Source organism: Marinomonas spartinae (genome assembly GCF_900089775.1).
GTDB classification, from domain to species: Bacteria; Pseudomonadota; Gammaproteobacteria; order Pseudomonadales; family Marinomonadaceae; genus Marinomonas; species Marinomonas spartinae.
On sequence record NZ_FLOB01000002.1, the window covers coordinates 191,609 to 212,604 of the forward strand.

The 20,996-nt window shown below is 44.2% G+C and carries 20 protein-coding genes; 12 read left to right on the forward strand and 8 right to left on the reverse strand.

Annotated elements, in window-relative coordinates; all coding sequences use genetic code 11:
- Positions 1 to 5: 5 nt before the first annotated feature.
- The 5 genes from rbfA to MSP8886_RS04960 all read left to right on the forward strand — a co-directional run bounded on the left by rbfA (position 6) and on the right by MSP8886_RS04960 (position 4,777).
- The gene (gene rbfA, locus MSP8886_RS04940) at positions 6 to 395 is read left to right on the forward strand and encodes a 30S ribosome-binding factor RbfA (RefSeq protein WP_067013360.1); all 390 of its coding nucleotides are present in this window, start codon (positions 6 to 8) and stop codon (positions 393 to 395) included.
- 9 nt (positions 396 to 404) lie between these two features.
- A complete protein-coding gene (truB, locus tag MSP8886_RS04945; RefSeq protein ID WP_067013362.1) occupies positions 405 to 1,331 on the forward strand; it encodes a tRNA pseudouridine(55) synthase TruB in 927 nt (308 codons plus the stop codon).
- A gap of 113 nt (positions 1,332 to 1,444) precedes the next feature.
- On the forward strand, positions 1,445 to 1,714 hold the full coding sequence (gene rpsO / locus MSP8886_RS04950; protein WP_067013364.1) for a 30S ribosomal protein S15: 270 nt from the start codon (positions 1,445 to 1,447) through the stop codon (positions 1,712 to 1,714).
- Positions 1,715 to 1,946: 232 nt separating this feature from the next.
- Positions 1,947 to 4,055 (forward strand): polyribonucleotide nucleotidyltransferase, encoded by a 2,109-nt coding sequence (pnp, locus tag MSP8886_RS04955; RefSeq protein WP_067013366.1) that lies wholly within the window; start codon positions 1,947 to 1,949, stop codon positions 4,053 to 4,055.
- 122 nt (positions 4,056 to 4,177) lie between these two features.
- Entirely contained in the window at positions 4,178 to 4,777 is a 600-nt protein-coding gene (locus MSP8886_RS04960; RefSeq protein WP_067013368.1) for an LPP20 family lipoprotein, read from the forward strand.
- Positions 4,778 to 4,889: 112 nt separating this feature from the next.
- Here the strand turns inward: MSP8886_RS04960 and MSP8886_RS04965 are convergent, their stop codons facing one another.
- Positions 4,890 to 5,300, reverse strand: a complete 411-nt coding sequence (locus MSP8886_RS04965; RefSeq protein WP_067013369.1) for an acyl-CoA thioesterase — start codon at positions 5,298 to 5,300, stop codon at positions 4,890 to 4,892.
- Here MSP8886_RS04965 and MSP8886_RS04970 point away from each other — a divergent pair.
- A complete protein-coding gene (locus MSP8886_RS04970; RefSeq protein WP_245659031.1) occupies positions 5,299 to 6,330 on the forward strand; it encodes a DUF3080 family protein in 1,032 nt (343 codons plus the stop codon). The genes MSP8886_RS04965 and MSP8886_RS04970 overlap by 2 nt on opposite strands.
- A gap of 5 nt (positions 6,331 to 6,335) precedes the next feature.
- Here MSP8886_RS04970 and MSP8886_RS04975 read toward each other — a convergent pair whose 3' ends face one another.
- A complete protein-coding gene (locus tag MSP8886_RS04975; RefSeq protein ID WP_067014456.1) occupies positions 6,336 to 6,659 on the reverse strand; it encodes a hypothetical protein in 324 nt (107 codons plus the stop codon).
- A gap of 290 nt (positions 6,660 to 6,949) precedes the next feature.
- Between MSP8886_RS04975 and MSP8886_RS04980 the strand changes: the two genes are divergently transcribed.
- The 4 genes from MSP8886_RS04980 (at position 6,950) to MSP8886_RS04995 (ending at position 11,247) form a co-directional block, all read left to right on the forward strand.
- Complete coding sequence (locus MSP8886_RS04980; protein ID WP_067013371.1) at positions 6,950 to 8,014, forward strand: diguanylate cyclase; 1,065 nt, start codon at positions 6,950 to 6,952, stop codon at positions 8,012 to 8,014.
- A gap of 102 nt (positions 8,015 to 8,116) precedes the next feature.
- On the forward strand, positions 8,117 to 9,091 hold the full coding sequence (glk, locus tag MSP8886_RS04985) for a glucokinase (RefSeq protein WP_067013373.1): 975 nt from the start codon (positions 8,117 to 8,119) through the stop codon (positions 9,089 to 9,091).
- 20 nt (positions 9,092 to 9,111) lie between these two features.
- On the forward strand, positions 9,112 to 10,587 hold the full coding sequence (zwf, locus tag MSP8886_RS04990; RefSeq protein WP_067013375.1) for a glucose-6-phosphate dehydrogenase: 1,476 nt from the start codon (positions 9,112 to 9,114) through the stop codon (positions 10,585 to 10,587).
- Between the two features lie 30 nt (positions 10,588 to 10,617).
- Entirely contained in the window at positions 10,618 to 11,247 is a 630-nt protein-coding gene (locus MSP8886_RS04995) for a bifunctional 4-hydroxy-2-oxoglutarate aldolase/2-dehydro-3-deoxy-phosphogluconate aldolase (protein WP_067013377.1), read from the forward strand.
- A gap of 84 nt (positions 11,248 to 11,331) precedes the next feature.
- On the opposite strand, the gene MSP8886_RS05000 is transcribed toward MSP8886_RS04995, so the two are convergent.
- The 5 genes from MSP8886_RS05000 to rpsU form a co-directional block, all read right to left on the reverse strand.
- Positions 11,332 to 12,759 carry a PhoH family protein gene (locus MSP8886_RS05000; protein WP_067013379.1) on the reverse strand — a complete coding sequence of 476 codons (1,428 nt, stop codon included), beginning with the start codon at positions 12,757 to 12,759 and terminating at the stop codon, positions 11,332 to 11,334.
- Positions 12,760 to 13,162: 403 nt separating this feature from the next.
- Positions 13,163 to 15,007, reverse strand: a complete 1,845-nt coding sequence (gene rpoD, locus MSP8886_RS05005; protein WP_067013381.1) for an RNA polymerase sigma factor RpoD — start codon at positions 15,005 to 15,007, stop codon at positions 13,163 to 13,165.
- Positions 15,008 to 15,120: 113 nt separating this feature from the next.
- Positions 15,121 to 17,121 (reverse strand): DNA primase, encoded by a 2,001-nt coding sequence (gene dnaG / locus MSP8886_RS05010; RefSeq protein ID WP_067013383.1) that lies wholly within the window; start codon positions 17,119 to 17,121, stop codon positions 15,121 to 15,123.
- 4 nt (positions 17,122 to 17,125) lie between these two features.
- Positions 17,126 to 17,572, reverse strand: a complete 447-nt coding sequence (locus MSP8886_RS05015; protein WP_067013385.1) for a GatB/YqeY domain-containing protein — start codon at positions 17,570 to 17,572, stop codon at positions 17,126 to 17,128.
- 172 nt (positions 17,573 to 17,744) lie between these two features.
- Positions 17,745 to 17,960, reverse strand: a complete 216-nt coding sequence (gene rpsU, locus MSP8886_RS05020) for a 30S ribosomal protein S21 (RefSeq protein ID WP_009835737.1) — start codon at positions 17,958 to 17,960, stop codon at positions 17,745 to 17,747.
- 443 nt (positions 17,961 to 18,403) lie between these two features.
- Here rpsU and tsaD point away from each other — a divergent pair, with 443 nt between their 5' ends.
- A complete protein-coding gene (gene tsaD / locus MSP8886_RS05025) occupies positions 18,404 to 19,444 on the forward strand; it encodes a tRNA (adenosine(37)-N6)-threonylcarbamoyltransferase complex transferase subunit TsaD (RefSeq protein WP_067013387.1) in 1,041 nt (346 codons plus the stop codon).
- Positions 19,441 to 19,794 (forward strand): dihydroneopterin aldolase, encoded by a 354-nt coding sequence (gene folB, locus MSP8886_RS05030; protein WP_067013389.1) that lies wholly within the window; start codon positions 19,441 to 19,443, stop codon positions 19,792 to 19,794. Before tsaD ends, folB begins: the two co-directional genes overlap by 4 nt.
- A 106-nt stretch (positions 19,795 to 19,900) precedes the next feature.
- On the opposite strand, the gene MSP8886_RS05035 is transcribed toward folB, so the two are convergent.
- A complete protein-coding gene (locus MSP8886_RS05035) occupies positions 19,901 to 20,995 on the reverse strand; it encodes a tRNA nucleotidyltransferase/poly(A) polymerase-related protein (protein ID WP_067013391.1) in 1,095 nt (364 codons plus the stop codon).
- Between the last annotated feature and the right edge of the window lies 1 nt (position 20,996).

The following is a 20,996-nucleotide window of genomic DNA, read 5'->3' on the forward strand; positions in this document are numbered from 1 at the left end:
AGATCATGGCAGGCGAATTTAGTCGTACTAGTCGGATTGGTGACCAGCTCCAAAAGGAGCTGGCGTCCTTGATCCAGTTTGAAGTAAAAGATCCACGTTTGGGATTGGTTACTGTCAACGAAGTACGTGTAGCAAAAGATTTAGGCTATGCGGATATTTATTATACCGTACTTGGTAAAGACGATCAGCCCGAAGTATTGGCAGAGAACCAAGCGGCACTAGATAGTGCAAAAGGGTTCTTGCGTCGTCGTTTAGCACAAGAAGTAAAACTTCGTGTTATGCCGCATTTGCGTTTCCATTATGACCAGAGTGTGGTCAATGGGTCACGTATGTCGGCTCTGATTGACGAAGCGATTCGTGATGACGAGACAAAAAACGGTAACGAAGGCGAGTAATAAGTTCGTATGGCTAAGGCAAAATGGCGCTCAGTAGACGGTATTGTTCTGCTGAACAAGCCGATAGGTTTAAGCTCGAACCAAGCGTTGCAGCGTGTCCGACGCCTCTTTCAGGCAGCGAAAGCAGGACACACTGGTGCGCTTGACCCCTTGGCAACAGGAATGCTGCCATTGTGTCTTGGGGAAGCGACTAAATTTTCTCAATATTTGTTGGATGCAGATAAGCGTTATTTAACCTGTATTCAGTTGGGAAAAAGAACGACCACTGGGGATCGTGAAGGGGATATATTGACTGAAGAGTCAGTTCCTTCTCTCTCTGATGAGTCACTTGAAAGTATTCTAGATGGATTTCGTGGGGAAATAGAGCAGATCCCTCCTATGTATTCTGCTTTGAAGCACGAAGGAAAGCCGCTTTATGAATATGCCCGTCAAGGGATTGTGATAGAGCGAAAGCGCCGTCGCGTTACCATTTCTAATTTAACCCTTGTTTCACGAACCGCTGATACGCTGACGCTCGATATTCAGTGTTCCAAAGGCACCTATATTCGAACTATTGGCGAAGATATTGGTGAAGCACTAGGTTGTGGTGCTCATTTGCATTCATTGCATCGTATTTCGACGGCAGGCTATTCACCAGAAAACATGATGACAATGGAAGAGTTTGAGGCCATATCAGAGCAGGGTTATGAAGCATTAGATGCGCATCTATTGCCAATGGATACCGCTGTAGAATATTTTACAAAAGTAGATTTACCCGAGACTGATACGATGAATATGATGTTCGGTCGAACGATCCCTAGCCCGGTATCATTAGACAATGGCACTGTGGTGAGAATGTTTGATCAAGGTACCCAGCGCTTCTTAGGCCTTGGGCAAATAAAAGGGACGATGCTACGTCCCTTTCGACTGGTAAATACGAGCGAGTTCTCTTTATAAATAGCAGTGAGTTCTGTTAAAAAGAGTGTTAAACTTGCCCGCCTAGGATGACTGAAAATATGCTCGGCTATCCTTGACCTTTATTATTGCATATTAATTTGGAGATATAGATTATGGCATTGTCTGCAGAATCAAAAGCAGCGTTAGTTAAAGAGTTTCAAGTAGCGGAAGGCGACACAGGTTCTCCTGAAGTTCAAGTGGCATTGTTGACTAAAAACATTGCAGGTCTACAAGATCACTTTAAAGCTCATATCCATGACCACCATTCTCGTCGCGGTCTAATCCGCATGGTAAACCAGCGTCGTAAGCTGTTGGATTATCTTAAGCGTAAAGATGCAGCTCGTTACACTAGTTTGATTAAAAAACTAGGTCTGCGTCGCTAAGACTGAGGAAGGGCCATAAGATATTATGGCCCTTTTTTTATAAGTAGATTCCCAAAGGACAGCCTGTACTTCATATGTGTTTTTAGCTTGAATCTGTGGTTTCTGATGTCGCTAATAGAAATAGATTAAGAGTGACTAGGATGACGAATGATAAAACGCCCAGAACATATATGAGTACTGGCTTAAAAAGAGGTCTTTGGGATAAGCAATTTTTTAACCAAAAGGAATATGTGTGAGTATTACGACAAAAACTTTTCAATTCGGTAATGATACCGTAACTCTAGAAACAGGCCGCATTGCTCGTCAAGCGACAGGTGCGGTTCTTTGTACCATTGGCGATGCTCAAGTACTTGCGACAGTAGTAGGTGCTAAATCAGCAAAAGAGGATCAAGACTTTTTTCCTCTTTCAGTTCACTATCAAGAGCGCGCTTACGCGGTAGGTAAAATCCCAGGTGGTTTTTTAAAGCGTGAAGGTCGTCCTTCTGAAAAAGAGACGTTGACCTCGCGTTTGATTGACCGTCCAATTCGTCCATTGTTCCCTAAAGGCTTTATGAACGAGGTCCAAGTCGTTTGTACAGTAATGTCTACCAACACCGACTTGGATGCTGATATTGCTGCGATGCTGGCGACGTCTGCTGCCTTGACTATTTCGGGTATTCCGTTTAATGGCCCTATCGGTGCGGCTCGCGTGGGCTTCAACGATGAATCTGGTTACCTGCTTAACCCAAGTTATTCTGAGCTAGACGGTTCTTTGCTTGACATGGTTGTGGCAGGTACAAAAGACGCTGTGTTGATGGTTGAGTCTGAAGCACAAGAGCTGACTGAAGATGAAATGTTAGGCGCTGTACTTTTTGCCCATAAAGAAATGCAAACCGCTATTACGGCAATTACTGAGTTTGCGGCTGAGTGCGGTAAACCTCGTTGGGAATGGCAAGCGCCAACGGCTAAGGTATCTCTGACCGAAGCGGTTGAGTCTGGCTATGCAGCACAAATCGAAGAAGCCTATAGCATCAGTGAAAAAATGGCGCGTTATGCTCAACTGGGTGTGGTGCGTGATGCCGCTGTTGCGGCTCTTGTTACAGAAGGCGGTGAGTTTTCTGAATCAGATGTGGTTGGTGCTTTCTCTAAACTGGAAAAACGCATTGTTCGTCGCCGTGTCATTGATGGTAAGCCTCGTATCGATGGTCGTGATAACAAAACCGTTCGTCCGATCAATGTCGAAGTGGGATTGTTAAGCAAGACCCACGGTTCTGCTTTGTTTACACGTGGTGAAACTCAGGCTATTGCAACTTGTACGTTAGGTACTAGCCGCGATTCACAAATGACTGACGGTTTGACTGGCGAAAGCAAAGACAGCTTCATGCTTCATTATAACTTCCCTCCTTATTCTGTTGGTGAGTGTGGTCGTATGGGGGGCGTTGGTCGTCGTGAAATTGGTCACGGTCGTCTAGCCCGTCGCGGTGTTCAAGCAGTATTGCCGTCAGAAGACGAATTCCCATACACTATTCGTGTCGTTTCTGAGATTACTGAATCGAATGGTTCAAGCTCTATGGCGTCTGTATGTGGTGCCTCTTTGTCTATGATGGACGCGGGTGTGCCTTTAAAAGCACCTGTTGCTGGTATTGCCATGGGTCTTATTAAAGAAGATGATGGCTTTGCTGTCTTGACGGATATCTTGGGCGATGAAGATCACCTTGGTGATATGGACTTTAAAGTGGCGGGTACCGAAGAAGGTATCACAGCACTGCAAATGGACATTAAAATCGAAGGTATTAACGAAGAGATTATGGATATCGCCTTGAATCAAGCACTTGAGGCTCGTACACATATCCTTCGTGAAATGGCAAAAGTCATTGGTTACGCTCGTCCTGAAGTATCGCCTAACGCACCATCTATGGCGACGATCAAAATCGATCCTGAGAAAATTCGTGATGTGATCGGTAAAGGCGGTGCGACCATTCGCTCTATCACTGAGCAAACTGGCGCATCGATTGATCTGGATGATGACGGTACTGTCCGTATTTACGCGGCAGATAAAGCGTCTTCTGATGCGGCTTTACTTAAGATTCATGAGATTACGGCAGAAGCAGAAATCGATAAACTTTATCAAGGCAAAGTCGTGCGTTTGGCCGAGTTTGGTGCGTTTGTGAATATCCTGCCAGGTAAAGATGGTTTGGTTCACATTTCTCAAATTGCTGAAGAGCGTATTCGTGCTGTGTCTGACTTCCTATCTGAAGGTCAAGATGTTGTTGTTAAGGTGTTGGATGTTGATGCCCGTGGTCGTATCAAGCTATCCATGAAAGATGTAACAGAAGAAGAAAAAGCACAATTCTCTGCCTAAGTAATTAGGTTCTGTGTTTAAAAAAGGTGTCTTGATGACACCTTTTTTTGTTTTTATCTAAAGAATTGGATTAGTATAAAAGCAGAAATATCACTTTATTGTCGGATGGATGAGGGATCAAAATGAAGATCAAACTGCTTAGTGTGGTAGCAATGGTAGGGTTGCTATCGGCCTGTAGTTCTAACGAAACGGTTAAAAATGCGGATGCATCAGAAACTGTGCAGGATTGTGTTTTTGCAGATGGCTCTAATCAACCCGCACCACAATGGGTTTGCGGTGCACCAGTGAAAAATGTTGCTTTATCGGCTGTGGGCTATGCTGAGAAGTCAGCGGCTGGACCAAACTTTATGCGTCAAATGGCCGCGACGGCTGCTCGCGTTGAGTTAGCTCAAGTATTGAGTTTACAGTTGCAAAATATGGTGAAGCAATACGCTGAGACAACGGGCACGGGGGATGCTCAAACGGTTGATCGAGTTAATAGTGTTGTTACCAAGCAGATTACCGATCAAAAACTGGTTGGCTCTAAAGTGATTCGCCAAATGCCAACCCCTACCGGTGGCATGGTTGTGTTGGTTGGTTTGGATCCGAAACAGACTGAGTCGATTTCTGAGGATATTTTACGTACTTCCATGAAGAATAATGCCGCTCTCTTTCAGAAGTTAGAGGCAAAGAAAAGCTTTGATGAATTAGCGGCAGATATTGCTAAGCAAAAAGCGCCTTAGGCTCATCTAGCGCTCTGCTATTTTGCGTGATTGAGCAGTATGTTGTGGGGGTATCGCTTTAGGTGTTTTTGCTAAAACACCGAGTGGGCGATTCCCCACTTTCAATATGAGACTAATGGGGGTCGTCTTCTGGAAAGATGGGGGTTGGTTTTTTATTTTCATCGATGGCGACAAAATTAAAGTGTCCCGTAATCGCTTTAGTGCGTTTATCACTGTCTAGCTCTTCAAGAAAAATATTGACTGCTACTTTTAAGGATGTACGGCCTACACTGACAACACGAGCAACCAGTTCAACTAAGATACCTGATGGAATAGGCTGCGTAAAATTCACCTGTTCAGTGGAAATAGTGACAACGTGCTTACGAGAGAAGCGAGTCGCGGCAATATAAGCCACTTCGTCCATCCATTGTAATGCGATACCACCAAATAGAGTATCGTAATGGTTTGTTGTGTTGGGAAAGACCATTTTGGCCACGCGAGTTTCTGAAATTTCTTCACGTTTTTGAATAAGTAGTTGGTTCATGGAGGCTTATATTTTTCCTAAAAGTATGGTGATTATCATCACTTTTTTGATGCTTGTCGGTTGTGATACTCGATACAAACCAGAGCAGGTTTTATCGGATTATGCCACTAGTTTATCACGCTCTGCCTATCTAGATGTATCGGTACCGAATCCGGTTATGCCTAAGTTATACCCTTCTGTTCAAGCGCGTACGATGGTGTTGACTCACTTTGACGTAAGTTTACTTGATTTTCTGTCTTTGCAGCACTGTAACTTAGGGTTGTTAGTGGGCGAGCGTAACAGTGTTTTAGGACGTGTTATGTTAAGCAGCCAGCGTTTTTTGTATGAAGTAAAGATAACTCGAGCGTTAGAAACTTGCCCGATTGAGAATCAGTCTTTGGCCGAAAAACTGGCTCCCATTGCTCAGCAAAAACACAAAGAACTCCCCCAGGCCTTTATTAATGCTGTATTTAATGGCGATGAAGCCAAATCCTTTTTCAGCTTTTCCAATGGGTTTGTTCCGATGGGATATACGGCGGCAAATTATCAGTCTTTACAGTCTGCTTTAGGGGATATATTAGTGATAGGACAGCATGTTTTAGAGTTACCGCATATTGACTCGAATGCATTTGAACAGGATCTGAAAACTATGGCAGACAGTGAGTACGGAGGGAAACTGCTTTATAGTGTATTGCAGATAACACGCTATTTAAATGCGGTTTCTGAGTCGATCGAATCTCTCCCTTCCTCTGTCTGTGGGCCACCTGTCACGTTCTTAAAGCAGCAGTTTGAGCATCATTATGTGAAATTGATTCAGCCTTATATGGCGAGGTTGAATGCCTCCGCTTATCCTGTGTTGTCACAGTTGCATCAATTAGCGATGGTGGGTGCTCCTTTGCCAACAGCATTAGCGAATTATTTAGAGCAGTTTTCCTTGCAGGATAAGCATAGTGTTTGGGGGCGTTATCAAGCGGCTTCAAGGCGCCACGCGATGGCATGGAGCAGGTTATTCCAACGTTGTGGTGTCTCTCTAAAAGGACAAAATAATTAATGGTTCTAGATGTGTACGCTTAACTGATTTTCTAATGCTTCTACGGCGTTATATTGGTAGGCAGGACCTTGCGCGAGCGGCTCTTCGCTTAAGGATTTTAACATGGCGATGTTCGCTTCAGGGTTTTCCATGATGCTGTGGGAAAATTGAATCGGACGAATGACTGCGTGTGGCTCATGCCGATTCAATGTATCGTTTGTGTCTATAATAGAAGGGCCTGGCTGATTAAACAAACTCATAAATAGGGCAAAGTTAGCACTTCCTGATACGGGAGAGCCTTCGTAGCTACTTTGTGTGAGTTGTGTTTCAACAATACTTCTGATGTTCATGTACAAATCCAATGACATTCGGCTTTCCAGTCTATCGGCAAGTGCTCGATATTCTTGATACCCAAAAATGACCTCGCTGACAAAAAAATTGAAAAGCTTCTATTGATACCTGAATGATGTTATTAGTCTTTTTTATGGCGAATAGCGAAAAGGATATTTTGTTGTTATATATGGCGGGAAAAGATGAGTGAGGGTACTATAATAAATTGTAAATACGTTGTTTTTTTAGTCAATATATGGAAAGTTTTTCATTAATGCCGCTTGTTTGAGGTGGTTAAGGCCGATGATGCATGCATGATATCAATGAGCTGATAGAAAACGTTAGGCATAACGAACAAATAGCCCTCAAATTTTTTGAGATTGAACGTTGTATTTTGTCTATTGGACGTTGTGATCAGTTTGTTTCTACTCTAACAAGAGAAGTGCAGAAGCAGTTTAATGTGCCATATGTCTGGGTAAATTTAATAAATGAAGCCCCTTTATCGCATTTAATGGAAGCGTTAGAAAAATCGTCGGATTTACGCGATCGTGTGTTGTTTACTCGCCGTCGTGCCATGATAGACATCATTAAGGCCAGTAGTCGAACGGTGCTTGTCAATGATGACCTATCTCAATGTGATGAGATTATTCCTTCTGTTTATCGGGATATTATTTCTTCTGTCGCCATTTCACCTCTGACCATTGATGGTGAATTAGTGGGGCTGTTTTGCCAAGCTGATTCAGATAGTACTCGCTATGATGCCGCCACGAAAGATACGTTTTTGCTGGATCAGCTGGCGATCAAAATTTCCATTTGTTTAAGCAATGTGACGGCACGGGAGAAGTTAGAATATTTAGCTACTCGAGACCCGCTAACGGGCTTGTTGAATCGCCGCCAACTTGAGCTCATGCTGGACAGAGAGTTTGCCCGCTCTCAACAGCAGAAGCGTGACTTGACGGTAGTCTTTATTGACTGTGATGGCTTTAAGTCGATTAATGATACTTTAGGACACAATTGTGGGGACGAGGTATTGGAGTATATTGCTAAGCGTCTGCTAAAATATGTTCACAAACAGGGATTGGCCTTTCGCTTTGCTGGCGATGAATTTGTCTTTGTGACGCCTGGCAAGAGTTATGATGATGCATTGCTTATCGCTGAATCTATTCATGATTATCTGCAATCTAATCCGTTGAGGTATAAGTCTAATCATGTTCCTATCACTATTAGTTACGGCGGGGCGAGCGTCATGGAAGATATGCCAACAAACTATAAGCATCTGCTTAAAATTGCAGACGAGCGTCTTTACAGCTATAAAAATAACCGCAAACGATCTGTACCGACAAAAGTATTCAAGTTTCTAAATCGAATGCGATAAAATGTAATTTTATTACATTTATATGCTGAAAATTTTTGAGGTGAGTATTTTTTGAGGGTGTTTTGTTGTAAACTTTCAGAAAAAATTAAATAGAGTCCCATTATGTCTCATGCTTTGATTGCTGATTTAGGCGGAACGAATGCTCGCTTTGCATTGGTTCGTATACATGAATTCGACCCTCAAGAAGTCAGTGTGCTGTCTTGTAAGGACTATGAGAACTTTTTTGATGCGGTTGCTGCTTATATTGATAGTTGCAGCGTCGACATAGAAAATATAAGTGCGGTCGTGTTGGCCATTGCTGGCCCTGTTAATCAACCTGTTATCCGTTTTTCTAACAATCCTTGGCAATTTACTCGCCAAGAAGTTGAGTCATATTTTGGCGAAAATAAAGCGGTTGCCTTGTTAAATGACTTTGATGCCGTCGGACAATGTCTAGAAATCTTAACACCTAAAGACATGGTGGTCATTGGCGATAATGCTGAAGTTGATCCCAAAGGGGCGGCCTGGGTTATCGGTGCGGGAACAGGGCTTGGAGTGGCTTGTGTCGTGCCTCAAAACCATGGGCCAAATATTGTGTTGCCCGGCGAAGGGGGACATGTTGATCTAGCAACCTGTAATGAATTAGAAGATGATATTTTACGCTTTTTAAGAACAAGACATAAGCGAGTGTCTGCAGAGCGGGTTCTTTCCGGTATGGGACTTGAGAACATCTATGAGGCGATGGCATTTCGGGAAGGGATTGAGCTTCGTCTGACCGCGCCTGAAATCGGTGATGCTTTAAAGTCAGGAACGGACCCCATCGCGAAAGCCGCTCTTGAACAGTTCTTTGTTTTTCTGGGACGAGTGATCGGCGATTTAGTCTTGTCGGTGGAATCTCGAGGTGGTGTTTATATTGCTGGAGGGATTGTTCCTCGTTATCTAAATGAAATTCAGGAAAGTGGTTTTCGAAATGCGATGCAAGAGAAGGGTCGCATGAAAGATTTTGTTTCACCTATTCCCACTTTCGTTGTGATGTCTGAATACCCAGGGCTGATGGGGTGTGCTTGTTATGCCTCTCATCTTTTATCGAAAGCCTAAAACAGTTGGAGAAAGAATCTATGAAGGCCAGTTTAAAAGCCTGTGATGTCGTTATTTTCGGTGGTGGCGGTGATCTTGCTATGCGTAAATTATTGCCAGCCCTTTACCATTTAGAAATGGATGGCTTGCTCGCTCCGACCACTCGAATTATCGGCGCTTCTCGACGTGATATGAGTGCTCAAGATTATCAAGAAAAAGTACGCGGTGCTCTGGATGAGTTTGTTCCTTCAAGCGTTGGAGATGAGAAAACATGGCCGCGCTTTAAAGAGCGTTTGAGTTATGTGTCCGTTGATGCTCAACAAGAATCTGACTTCTCCCGTTTTAACGACCATGAAGTGGGTGGTGATAACCGTGATGTGGTGTTCTATCTTGCCACCTCGCCTGATTTGTTTGGCTCTATCTGTTCTTCCCTTGCTACCCATGATTTAAATAAAGAACGCATGCGTGTTGTATTGGAGAAACCACTGGGTCGTGATTTGGAGTCATCCCGTGCGATCAATGACGAAGTGATGCAAAACTTTGTCGAGTCGCAAGTTTTCCGAATTGATCATTACCTTGGTAAAGAAACCGTTCAGAACTTATTGGCGATTCGCTTTGGTAACACCTTATTTGAGCCCCTTTGGGACAGTGCCCATATTGATAATGTGCAAATTACCGTATCAGAAACCGTTGGCGTGGAAGGACGCTGGGGTTACTACGATAAAGCGGGTGCCATGCGTGATATGGTACAAAACCACATTGTCCAGTTACTGTGTTTGGTGGCAATGGAGCCCCCTGGACGTATGGATGCGGATTCGGTGCGAGATGAAAAAATCAAAGTATTGAAAGCGCTTCGCCCGATTGTTGGTGCCAATGCCTATACTAAAACAGTACGTGGTCAATATGCTAAAGGTATGATAAAGGGTAAGGAGGTACCTGGTTATTTCGATGAAGAGGGAAGTAACCCAGAATCGCGTACGGAAACCTTTGTTGCATTGCGTGCAGATATTGATAACTGGCGTTGGGCGGGGGTGCCGTTTTATCTGAGAACGGGCAAACGTCTAGGGCAGCGTTATTCTGAAATTGTTATTCAGTATAAGTCTGTGCCCCACAGTATTTTTAGTGATGAAAGTAATCGTCAATTACAACGTAATCAGCTTGTCATTCGTTTGCAGCCAGAAGAGAAAATTTCGCTAACGGTAATGAATAAAGTACCTGGCGCAAGCGAAGGGATGAATCTCCAACCTGTTGATCTTAACCTCAGTTTGACAGAAGCTTTTCATAATAAGCGTAGTCCCGAAGCCTATGAGCGCTTGTTGCTGGATGTGATGCGCAATGATGCGACCTTGTTTATGCGCTATGACGAAGTTGAAGCCGCATGGAAATGGGTTGACGGTATTATGGCAGCATGGAACCAAACCAGTGAGCGCCCTAAAGAATATGCGGCGGGATCATGGGGCCCTGCGGCGTCTATGGCGTTACCAATCAAAGATGGCCGTAACTGGCACGACTACTAGCCTTTAGGGTCTTAATAAAAGGAAAATAACATGACGGTTTCTTATACAGCAGAACAAGTAATGACGGCGACCCCAGTTGTGCCTGTTATTGTCGTGGATGATGTGGCGCAAGCGGTTGCTTTAGGTAAAGCGCTGGTTGCGGGTGGTGTACCCGTATTGGAAGTGACAATGCGAACATCTGCTGCATTGGCAGCCATAACAGCCCTTCGCAAAGAAGTACCTGAGGCGATAGTTGGCGCGGGTACAGTTTGTTCTCGCGAGCAATATGTTCAGGCCGTTGAGGCAGGCTCTCAATTCATTATCAGTCCTGGATTGACGCCCGATTTATTAAAGGTTGGCAAAGAATATGATATTCCTTATTTACCGGCTGTTGCGACCATTTCAGACATTCTGTTAGGTATTGAGTATGGCTATGACCGCTTCAAATTCTTCCCAGCCGAAGTGAATGGAGGGGTAAAAGCATTGAAAGCGTTTGGTGGACCTTTGCCGCATATTAAGTTTTGCCCAACAGGCGGAATCAGTGCCAATAATTTCCGAGAATACCTGGCTTTGCCGAATGTGCTCTGTGTTGGTGGCTCTTGGATTGTGCCTACTGACTTGGTTAGAGCGGGTAAATGGGATGAGATTACAGCGTTAGCACAATCTGTCGTCAGCCAGTAAGTTTTGTTTTTATTTATGTCAACGTATTTCAGGACAGGATAACAGAGGATGAAAAGGGAGGACTGATGCGTCCTCCCTTTTTTATTACAGGTTTTCTTCCGCGAATTCCGCTAAGCGGCTTCGTTCTATGCCATTGACATGCATAATGCTGGCGTATTTGAATGACTTGGTTTTCTCGACTAAGTAGGTTAGACCTGAAGTGAGGGGGGTGATGTATTTATTGTCGATTTGGGCCAAGTTGCCCAGCACAATGATTTTAGAATTGCTACCGACCCGTGTGACAATGGATTTAAGTTGAAACTGAGTCAGCCCCTGCGCCTCATCAATAATGATTAGGGCGTTATTAAACGAGCGACCCCGCATAAAGTTTAAGGATTTAAATTGGATGTTGGCCTTTTGTTTGACATAGTCAATGCTGCTAAAGGCGTGCTCATCCGCTCCATGAAGGATTTCTAGGTTATCATCAAAGGCGGCAAGCCAAGGTGCCATTTTCTCCTCTTCCGTTCCTGGTAGAAAGCCTATGTCTTCTGCCATTGGAGGAGTGGATCGAGCCACAATGATCTTATTAAAACGCTTTTCTTCCATGGTGACTTGTAAGCCATAGGCCAATGCGAGTAGGGTTTTTCCTGATCCTGCTGGTCCTGTCATGATCATTAAATCAGAATTATCATGGCGCAACAGATAAAACGCCATGGCTTGCTCTAAGTTTCTTGGGCTAATCCCCCAGAAGCTTTGATTCATTAGGTTTTGTTTATTGATGTCGAGAAGGTAGATGTATTCTTTGTCTATATTGACAACGAAGCCGACAAAATCCTCTTGATCAATAATAAACATATTGAAATACAGGGTTGGTAAATCGGATTTTTTGATGACGTGTACAGTGTGGCGACCGTGCGCTTCGGTTTTGACACTGCCAATTTTCGACCAGATGCTGTTCTCCACTTCAATGTAGCCTTTACTCATTAGGTCGACATCGTCTAGGACCTTGTCTTTACGATAGTCCTCTACACGCTCCAAACCTGAGCCTTTGGCTTTGATTCGCATATTGATGTCTTTGGTTACCAAGCACACATCAGCACGTGGGTTGGTGGCTTGAAGGCTCAGAGCGACATTTATAATCCGATTGTCGTTTGCGTGGTCGTGGTTGCCGTTTAAAAACGGAACATTGTCTAAGCTGGTTATTTGTTGATCTGGATAAATGGCCAGAGAGCCTTCTACATAGGATTTTTGAGCGTTGTCTGTGGTGTCATCTGTTTCATTGTCATCATGAATGCTGGTGCGAATTTGCACACCGCTTTGCAACTTTTTAGGTGTGGCATCGCCGACAATTTTATCAATGGTATTAATGGCTAAGCGTGCTTCGCGGCTAACGTCTTTGTCGCGACGATCTTTTATCACATCTAGCTCTTCTAGCACAGTCATGGGAATAACCACTTTGTGTTCAGCAAAAGCGTAGATGGCTAGTGGGTCGTGTAGTAAGACATTGGTGTCTAGAACGTAAATTTTTTCCATGCAGCATTACTCCTTTGGGACGTAAAAAACGTCTTGATTGAGATGTGGGTTGATTTGAAAAAAGATTGCTGACCGAGTTGTTGAAAGAGGCTTTTTAAGTAAAAAAAATAGGAGATGTTAGAGAGGCTAACATCTGGTGAAAATAATGAACGTACGTCATTGCGAAAAGCGTTCGGAAAATGGTCGTGTTTTTGCTCACGAAGGTTTTTTATCAAACTGAATCTCACTGTCTTTTGTTCGATTATATTTTGAGTGTATGACAGTTTTGTTGATAATGCTGCGTTTTTTTGCAGAGATCTACCTGCCTAATAAAATTTATGCGATGTGAGAAGTGGGTAGGGAGAGATAAAAAAGCCGTTGTATAACAACGGCTTTTAAAAACACTTAACAAAAGAAGGATATATCAGTCGTCTAAGAAGCTTCTTAGATGTTCTGATCGGCTTGGGTGACGAAGCTTGCGTAATGCTTTGGCTTCGATTTGGCGAATACGCTCACGAGTTACATCAAACTGTTTGCCCACTTCTTCAAGGGTGTGATCGGTATTCATATCAATGCCGAAACGCATGCGAAGAACTTTGGCTTCACGTGCAGTCAGTCCAGCCAGAACCATAGTGGTGGATTCACGCAGACCTTCAATCGTGGCAGTATCGATAGGAGACTCGGCACCATCATCTTCAATAAAGTCACCAAGATGAGAATCTTCGTCATCACCAATCGGTGTTTCCATTGAAATCGGCTCTTTAGCGATCTTCAGCACTTTGCGAATCTTATCCTCAGGCATATCCATGCGAGCAGCCAATTCTTCCGGTGTTGCTTCACGACCCATTTCCTGAAGCATCTGACGAGAGATACGGTTCAGTTTGTTAATGGTTTCAATCATGTGCACAGGGATACGAATCGTACGAGCCTGATCCGCAATGGAGCGAGTAATAGCCTGACGAATCCACCAAGTGGCATAAGTCGAGAACTTATAACCACGGCGGTATTCGAATTTATCAACGGCTTTCATCAAACCAATGTTACCTTCTTGGATAAGATCCAAAAATTGTAGACCACGATTTGTGTATTTCTTCGCAATAGAAATAACCAGTCGCAAGTTGGCTTCAACCATCTCTTTTTTCGCACGACGAGCACGCGTTTCACCAATGGAAATACGACGGTTGATTTCTTTTAACTCAGCGATGCTAAGCCCTGTTTCTTTCGCTACGGCTCTTAGTTTACGCTGGCTGCGCATAAACTCGGCTTCATTTTCTTCAAGACCAGGTGCATAGTTGGCGCCTGAAGAAATCTGCTCTTTTAACCAATCAGGATTGGTTTCATTGCTAGGGAAGCGTTTCAAAAACTCGGTACGTGGCATGCCTGCTTTGCGAACACATACTTGCATAATCAAACGTTCTTGCTCACGCACTTTGTCCATACGCGAACGAACACGGTCAATCAAATCATCAAAGATTTTAGGAACCAGTTTTATTGGCGCAAAGCTAACGCTGAGCTCTTCTTGTTTACTTTGAACGTCGGGATCTTGGCGATCACGTGTTTTCAGTAACTCTTTAAGCTCATTATAGATACGAGTGATGTCATTGAAACGAAGTGCTGTTTCTTCTGGATCAGGGCCGCTATCCGTTTCTTCTTCCGAAGAGGTATCGGTATCGTCATCATCGTCATCCGTTTCCGCATCGATAGTATCGTCTTCGGCGGGAATCTCATCTGGGACGTCGTCAAAGACAGGCTCTTCACCATCACCATCGATGAACCCACTAAATATATCGCTTAGACGACCTTCTTCTTCCTTTACCTTGGTGTAGGCGTCAAGAAGGACATCGACTGCGCCTGGGAAGTAGGAAATGGCCGCCATGACTTCTCGCGTACCTTCCTCGATACGCTTCGCTATGGCAATTTCGCCAGCTCGAGTCAAAAGTTCAACGGTTCCCATTTCACGCATGTACATACGAACCGGATCAGTGGTTCGGGTGATGTCGCCTTCAACTGCTGCAAGAGCGGCAGCGGCTTCTTCAGCAGCGGCTTCATCGGTTGAGTCGCCTTCTTCCATAAGAAGACTGTCTTTGTCAGGGGCAAATTCAGAAACCACGATGCCCATGTCATTGATCATGGCAATGATTTCTTCTACCTGCTCCGGATCAGAAAGGTCATCAGGGAGATGGTCGTTGACTTCGGCAAAAGTTAGGTAACCTTGTTCTCTACCTTTAGCGATCAGCTCTTTGAGACGTGACTGTTGAGTGTCTGGCATTCGACAACCTATCGTTAGAAATTCGTTTGGAGTTTTGCAAGCAGCGGATTATAACAAAAGAGTTCAATTTTATCCAGATGTTCTCTCTTTTTTGAGCGAAAATCAGGCAGCTGTTACGACTTTTTTCGTCGTATTTGATCTATTTTGTTCCGCCAAAATTCTTTATCTTCATCCGTATCTATGGATTCTCTTTGTTGTTTTTTCAAGTGCTCGCTTCCAAGATTCTTTTCTAAGGCTTGAATAGTTTCTGTTACTTCTTGGCTAGGATTATGAAGTTTCAATTTTATAGCTGCATCTTGATGGTTCAAAAGAGCATAAATACCTTGAATTGTGGTGTTTTCTGTCGTTGAGCCAAGCAAATGGCCAACATTGTTTTTAGGGTGTTTTGCGAAATATCTCCATATTTTGCAAAACAACTGTAGATCCCCATCGGCTTTATTTTGTAATGGATCAGGGATTTCAATAGCGCTGGCAATATTAGGTTGTAGCAAAATACACAATGTCGCTTGTTTTACGCGGCTTAGAGTTGGTGTTGGCGGCGGTAATGTGGCGGACTCATCTTGGTTAAATTTGCCTTTTTTGAACGACTTTTTATTGCCATACGGCTTTTTACCTGCTGACTCCCTTGTCGGTGTATAAGCGGGATCTGCATCGTAAGAGTGGGCGTCTGGCGGGTAATCGTCATAGTTATTATGGCCTAAGGTGTTGTCATAATAATTTAAATCGGGTGCATCATCATGGTTGCTATAGGGCGCTGTTGTTGTAGAAGAGGTGTCTGGAGTCTCGGACTCAGGGGAGAAATGGCGTCGTGTTTTGAAGACTGTATTATTTAAGGTATTGCTATCAATACCGGATTGATCACTCAACTGGCGGATCATTACAGAACGGAAGGTGAGGTCTTTCGGGAGTTGTTGAATCATTTCCATGGCGTTGCGGGCAAATTGGGCCTCGCCTTCTTCGTCTCCAAGCGTAACCTGATTTCTGGCATGATCAAAAAGGACATGAGACAGAGAGTGGGCGTCTTCTAAGCGATGGTTAAATGATTCTTTGCCTTCTTTTCTCACCAATGAATCTGGGTCCTCTCCTTCTGGTAAGAATAAAAATCGTATTTGTTTTTCATCCTGCATAACAGGCAGTGCGGCTTCTAAGCCGCGAATAGCGGCAGCTCGGCCGGCTTTGTCACCGTCAAAACAGAGCGTTACTTTGCTGACAAGCTTAAATAACTTGCGGATATGTTGACTATTGACGGAGGTGCCTAGGGTGGCGACGGCGTTTGTTATGCCGTGTTGGGCTAAGACGATCACGTCCATGTAGCCTTCGACGACAATAATTTGCTCAAGGATCGGAGTGTTTTGCTTGGCTTCGAACAAGCCATAGAGCTCTTGGCTTTTTTGAAAAACAGGGGTCTCAGGGGAGTTCAGGTATTTGGGTTTTTCATCGCCAAAAGCCCGACCGCCAAAGGCGATGACTCGACCACGGCTATCTCGAATTGGAAACATGATGCGATCGCGAAAACGGTCGTAGTAATGTCCCGGTTGATCTTTCTTTTCTATCAACATGCCACCGAGTAAGAGTTGCTCTTGTTGTTCGGCGCGTGTACCGATTTTTCTGAGCAGATTATCCCAGCCTTGAGGGGCAAATCCCAAGCCAAATACCTTGGCTATTTGTCCAGATAAACCACGATCTTTAGAGAGATAGTCTGTCGCTCTTTTTTTGTCGGGGTGTTTGATCAATTGTTCTTGGAAGAAGTGGGCGCTTTCGGACAGTCGCTTTAGTAACTCTGCGTTTTGCTCATAGCGATCTGGCGCCCCTTTTTCTCTGGGTACTTCTAGGCCAGCATCTTTGGCGAGGACTTCAATAGCATCAATAAAGTCTAGATGGTCATGCTCCATGACAAAGGAGATGGCATTTCCTCCCGCGCCGCAACCAAAACAATAATAAAATTGTTTGTTCGGGTTTAGGCTGAAAGAAGGGGTTTTTTCATTGTGAAATGGGCATAGGGCACTGTAATTTTGCCCTGTTTTTTTTAAGCTAATGCGGGACGCAACCACATCGGTTATGTCAGTTCGAGCTAAGAGCTCGTCAATAAACTGATCTGGAATACGTCCCGCCATACCATTAACCCAGTTGTGCTTTAACTTGCTTGCTGATCTGTGCCATGTCAGCACGACCTTGTACTTGAGGTTTGACAATTGCCATCACAGCGCCCATTTGCTGCATGGAATTGGCACCTGTTTCAGCAATAGCGGCTTTGACAATCTCAGTAATCTCAGCATCGGTTAGTGCCGCAGGAAGAAACTCGCTGATAATGGCCATCTCTTCTTGTTCTACCTGTGCTAAGTCCTCACGACCACCATCGAGAAATTGTTGGTTGGAGTCTTTGCGCTGCTTGTTCATTTTGTCTAGTACAGCTAATACGCGAGCATCATCTAATTCGATGCGTTCGTCTACTTCAATCTTTTTGAATTCAGATAAGATCGTGCGAATGACGGTGACTCGCTGTTTTTCTTTTGCTCGCATGGCCGTTTTTAGGGCGTCGGAGATGTGCTTTTTTAAGTCTGACATGGGGTCCTCTTTTAATTAATAGGAACCTTTGCGCGCAATTGGCCTGCAAGGGTTCCTTTGTAAGCAAAAAAAACGGCTAGTTTGTTAACTAGCCGTTTTTTTATAAGCCTAAAAGCACGATGCGTCTAGGCAAACATTTGTTTTTTAGCAAATTGCCAAACGGCAGATTGGCTTAGTACAAACGTTGGAATTTTTTCTGCTCACGAGAAACTTTTTTCGCGTGACGCTTAACTGCCGCTGCTGCAGCACGTTTACGAAGTGTTGTTGGTTTTTCGTAGCATTCACGACGACGAACTTCAGCCAACACACCTGCTTTTTCACAAGAGCGTTTGAAGCGACGTAGAGCGATGTCAAATGGTTCGTTATCTTTTACTTTTACTGCTGGCATATTTTTACCTTTTTAAATGTGTTTTAAGTTTAAATTTTACAAAAACGGCGTGAATCATACCTGTATTAACAGGGCTTTCAAAGCACGCTTTTGTTGAACAGAGTGAGATCATCTATTTCATGGCATATTTGCCCTATAGAGATCGATTTCTCCAACCCTGAAACAGACGGTATTGGCGTCTGTCTTTACTCATTTTCTTTCATAAGGGTGTTTGTATCTCACTCTGATGGTAGCTTGCGAAGTGATGTAAATCATCACATTAAAACTTACCGCTACGAGAATGGATCAAACGAGAAAAAATCACCTGCCTTTTATCTAAACGTTTAAAACGCGCGTATTCTAAAACGTTTGGCGTGCTTTGTCCAATCAGATTTGTATCAGCTCTGCCTTAACCTGTGTAGATGGGGTACAATGCGAGCAAATTTAGTGATGAGACAACAGTGATGAAAGTATTGGGATTAGAGACGTCATGTGATGAGACGGGAATCGCCATTTACGATACCGAAAACGGCCTTTTGGCACATCAAATATATTCACAGATAGCTAAACATGCGGAATATGGTGGTGTGGTACCTGAGTTGGCGTCACGTGATCATGTGCGTAAAACCTTGCCTTTGATCGATGAGGTGTTACAGGAAGCGGGATTGACTAAGCATGAATTGGACGCTGTTGCTTACACTAGTGGTCCTGGTTTGGTTGGCGCCCTGATGGCAGGGGCAACGATTGGTCGATCATTGGCTTATTCGTTAAATATTCCTGCGCTAGGTGTGCACCATATGGAAGGGCACTTATTGGCTCCAATGTTAGAAGATGCCAAGCCTGACATGCCTTTTATCGCTTTGTTGGTTTCTGGCGGTCATACTCAGCTTGTTCGAGTGGATGCGATAGGTGAGTATCGCTTGCTAGGTCAGTCTTTAGATGATGCTGCCGGTGAAGCTTTCGATAAAGCCGCCAAAATGATTGGTTTACCTTATCCTGGAGGACCTCAAATTGCGGCTTTAGCCAAAAACGGTCAGATACGTCCTGATCTGAAATTCCCGCGTCCTATGACGGATCGCCCTGGATTGGATTTTAGTTTCAGTGGCTTAAAAACCGCATTTTTAACCGCTATCCACAACGCATTGGATGAGGAACGTTGTGATGAGCCATTCAAAGCCGATGTCGCTTTGGCCTTCGAAATGGCGGTGGTGGATACCTTGGTGATCAAATGTCGTCGGGCTCTAGAAAGTGAAGGGTTAAAGCGGCTTATTATCGCCGGTGGCGTCAGTGCTAATACCCGTTTGCGTGAGCAGCTTGAGTCTCAGTTGAAAAAAATACAGGCCAGTGTGTTTTATGCGCGGCCGGAGTTGTGTACTGATAACGGTGCGATGATTGCTTATGCGGGGGCTCAGCGCTTGCTTAGTGGTCAATCCTCAGGGCTTAGCCTGTCCATTCGTGCGCGTTGGCCGCTTTCTGAATTACCGTCTATTAAAGGTGCTGCATGAAAGACATAGTGTTTATTGAAGAGCTGAAGGTTCTGGCTGTGATCGGGGTTTATGAGTGGGAAAAAAGCATTCAGCAGGAGTTACTGTTGGATCTTGAAATGGAACATGACAATCGTGTGCCAGCACAAACAGACGATTTATCTAAAACGCTCGATTATGAAGCGATTTCAAATTTTATTACGACGTTTTGTACGGAACGACAATTTGAATTAATCGAGACGTTAGCAGAGCGCCTAAGTGAAGAGGTTATTCAGATATTTTCCGTAAGCGCATTAACCTTGACGGTACGCAAGCCTGGGGCCGTTTCTGCCGCAAGGTCTGTTGGGGTTAAGTTATATCGAACAGCTTAAACATTTGAGGGACATGATAAGGTCCCTCAAATGTTCGGTCGTCATGGTTTTGAGCAAGGTTGATCGTCTTACTCTTAGGAGGCTTAGTCAATAAAAGAGTAGATGCCTAGGTCATGAACGGGTGAAGCAATTTTTCCAAGGCCGTGATTCGAGCCTCTTTCATCGCCTTGCCAAGCTCGTCTCCTGAAAAACCTTGCTTCATTAAACTGGCTGCGTTGATGGCTGCAATGCTATCACGCAGGCTAAGCCAGTCTTCTTGTTTGCTATTCGTTAATAAACTCAATACTTCTACCAAAAGCTTGTAAGGCTGGTGTTTTTTTATGGCACTGACGGAGAGTAACCATGTTTCCCAGTGTTCGGCCGACATAGGAATGTGATGAGATTGCAGAAAATGGCACGACTGTTCCGCTATTTGCTTGTACTTATTTGGGCATTTAATGTTTTGGTGTAGAGTCACCAGTGCGTCAAGCGGAGTATATTGGCAAATTATCGCCCAACGTTGATGTGGTACCAGTGCTGAAGACTGTAATTGGACTTTGGTCGATTCCTGACTCTCCCAAACCAGTTTTGGAAACAAGAGGTCTAAGGCGTCCACTTGTTGCAGTACATCAAAAAAGACAAAGCTGTAAGGCGTTGTTAAGGATTTTTCTAGCTCTTTCCAGACACGTTCAGGGCTTAGGGTGCTAAGTTCCCCTGAATGACTGATTTGACGCATTAAGTCGAGAGTCTCTGGGGCGATATGAAAGCCAAAATGATGAAATCGAGAAGCAAAGCGGGCGACACGGAGCACGCGAAGCGGGTCTTCAACAAAGGCGTCAGAGACATGACGTAATAGGCGTTGCTCCAGATCTTCCTTACCATGAAACGGATCGATTAGCTGGCCGTCAGGTGTTTGTGCCATGGCATTGATGGTGAGATCTCGGCGAGCCAAATCTTCTTCTAGGCGAATATCGGGAGAAAAGTCGCAAATAAAACCAGTATAACCTTGGCCTTGTTTTTTTTCTTTTCGAGCAAGCGCGTATTCTTCTTTGGTGTTTGGGTGCAAAAAAACTGGAAATTGCTTGCCTACTTGTTGATAGCCTTGTGCTGATAATTGATCTGGAGTCGCGCCAGTCACCACCCAGTCGTGATCCTTTACTGTAAGACCTAGTAGCTGATCTCTAACGGCTCCACCGACTAAATACACCTGATATGTCGTCATG

Excerpts from the sequence above, each read along its gene's own strand:
- rbfA (WP_067013360.1), top strand. The coding sequence starts at position 6 with ATGGCAGGCGAATTTAGTCGTACTAGTCGGATTGGTGACCAGCTCCAA.
- MSP8886_RS04995 (WP_067013377.1), top strand. The coding sequence starts at position 10,618 with ATGACGGTTTCTTATACAGCAGAACAAGTAATGACGGCGACCCCAGTT.
- MSP8886_RS04965 (WP_067013369.1), bottom strand. The coding sequence starts at position 5,300 with ATGAACCAACTACTTATTCAAAAACGTGAAGAAATTTCAGAAACTCGC.
- rpoD (WP_067013381.1), bottom strand. The coding sequence starts at position 15,007 with ATGCCAGACACTCAACAGTCACGTCTCAAAGAGCTGATCGCTAAAGGT.
- MSP8886_RS04970 (WP_245659031.1), top strand. The coding sequence starts at position 5,299 with ATGGAGGCTTATATTTTTCCTAAAAGTATGGTGATTATCATCACTTTT.
- rpsO (WP_067013364.1), top strand. The coding sequence starts at position 1,445 with ATGGCATTGTCTGCAGAATCAAAAGCAGCGTTAGTTAAAGAGTTTCAA.
- MSP8886_RS05015 (WP_067013385.1), bottom strand. The coding sequence starts at position 17,572 with ATGTCAGACTTAAAAAAGCACATCTCCGACGCCCTAAAAACGGCCATG.
- dnaG (WP_067013383.1), bottom strand. The coding sequence starts at position 17,121 with ATGGCGGGACGTATTCCAGATCAGTTTATTGACGAGCTCTTAGCTCGA.
- folB (WP_067013389.1), top strand. The coding sequence starts at position 19,441 with ATGAAAGACATAGTGTTTATTGAAGAGCTGAAGGTTCTGGCTGTGATC.
- glk (WP_067013373.1), top strand. The coding sequence starts at position 8,117 with ATGTCTCATGCTTTGATTGCTGATTTAGGCGGAACGAATGCTCGCTTT.
- MSP8886_RS04980 (WP_067013371.1), top strand. The coding sequence starts at position 6,950 with ATGCATGATATCAATGAGCTGATAGAAAACGTTAGGCATAACGAACAA.
- MSP8886_RS04975 (WP_067014456.1), bottom strand. The coding sequence starts at position 6,659 with ATGAACATCAGAAGTATTGTTGAAACACAACTCACACAAAGTAGCTAC.
- zwf (WP_067013375.1), top strand. The coding sequence starts at position 9,112 with ATGAAGGCCAGTTTAAAAGCCTGTGATGTCGTTATTTTCGGTGGTGGC.
- MSP8886_RS05000 (WP_067013379.1), bottom strand. The coding sequence starts at position 12,759 with ATGGAAAAAATTTACGTTCTAGACACCAATGTCTTACTACACGACCCA.
- tsaD (WP_067013387.1), top strand. The coding sequence starts at position 18,404 with ATGAAAGTATTGGGATTAGAGACGTCATGTGATGAGACGGGAATCGCC.
- rpsU (WP_009835737.1), bottom strand. The coding sequence starts at position 17,960 with ATGCCAGCAGTAAAAGTAAAAGATAACGAACCATTTGACATCGCTCTA.
- truB (WP_067013362.1), top strand. The coding sequence starts at position 405 with ATGGCTAAGGCAAAATGGCGCTCAGTAGACGGTATTGTTCTGCTGAAC.
- MSP8886_RS04960 (WP_067013368.1), top strand. The coding sequence starts at position 4,178 with ATGAAGATCAAACTGCTTAGTGTGGTAGCAATGGTAGGGTTGCTATCG.
- MSP8886_RS05035 (WP_067013391.1), bottom strand. The coding sequence starts at position 20,995 with ATGACGACATATCAGGTGTATTTAGTCGGTGGAGCCGTTAGAGATCAG.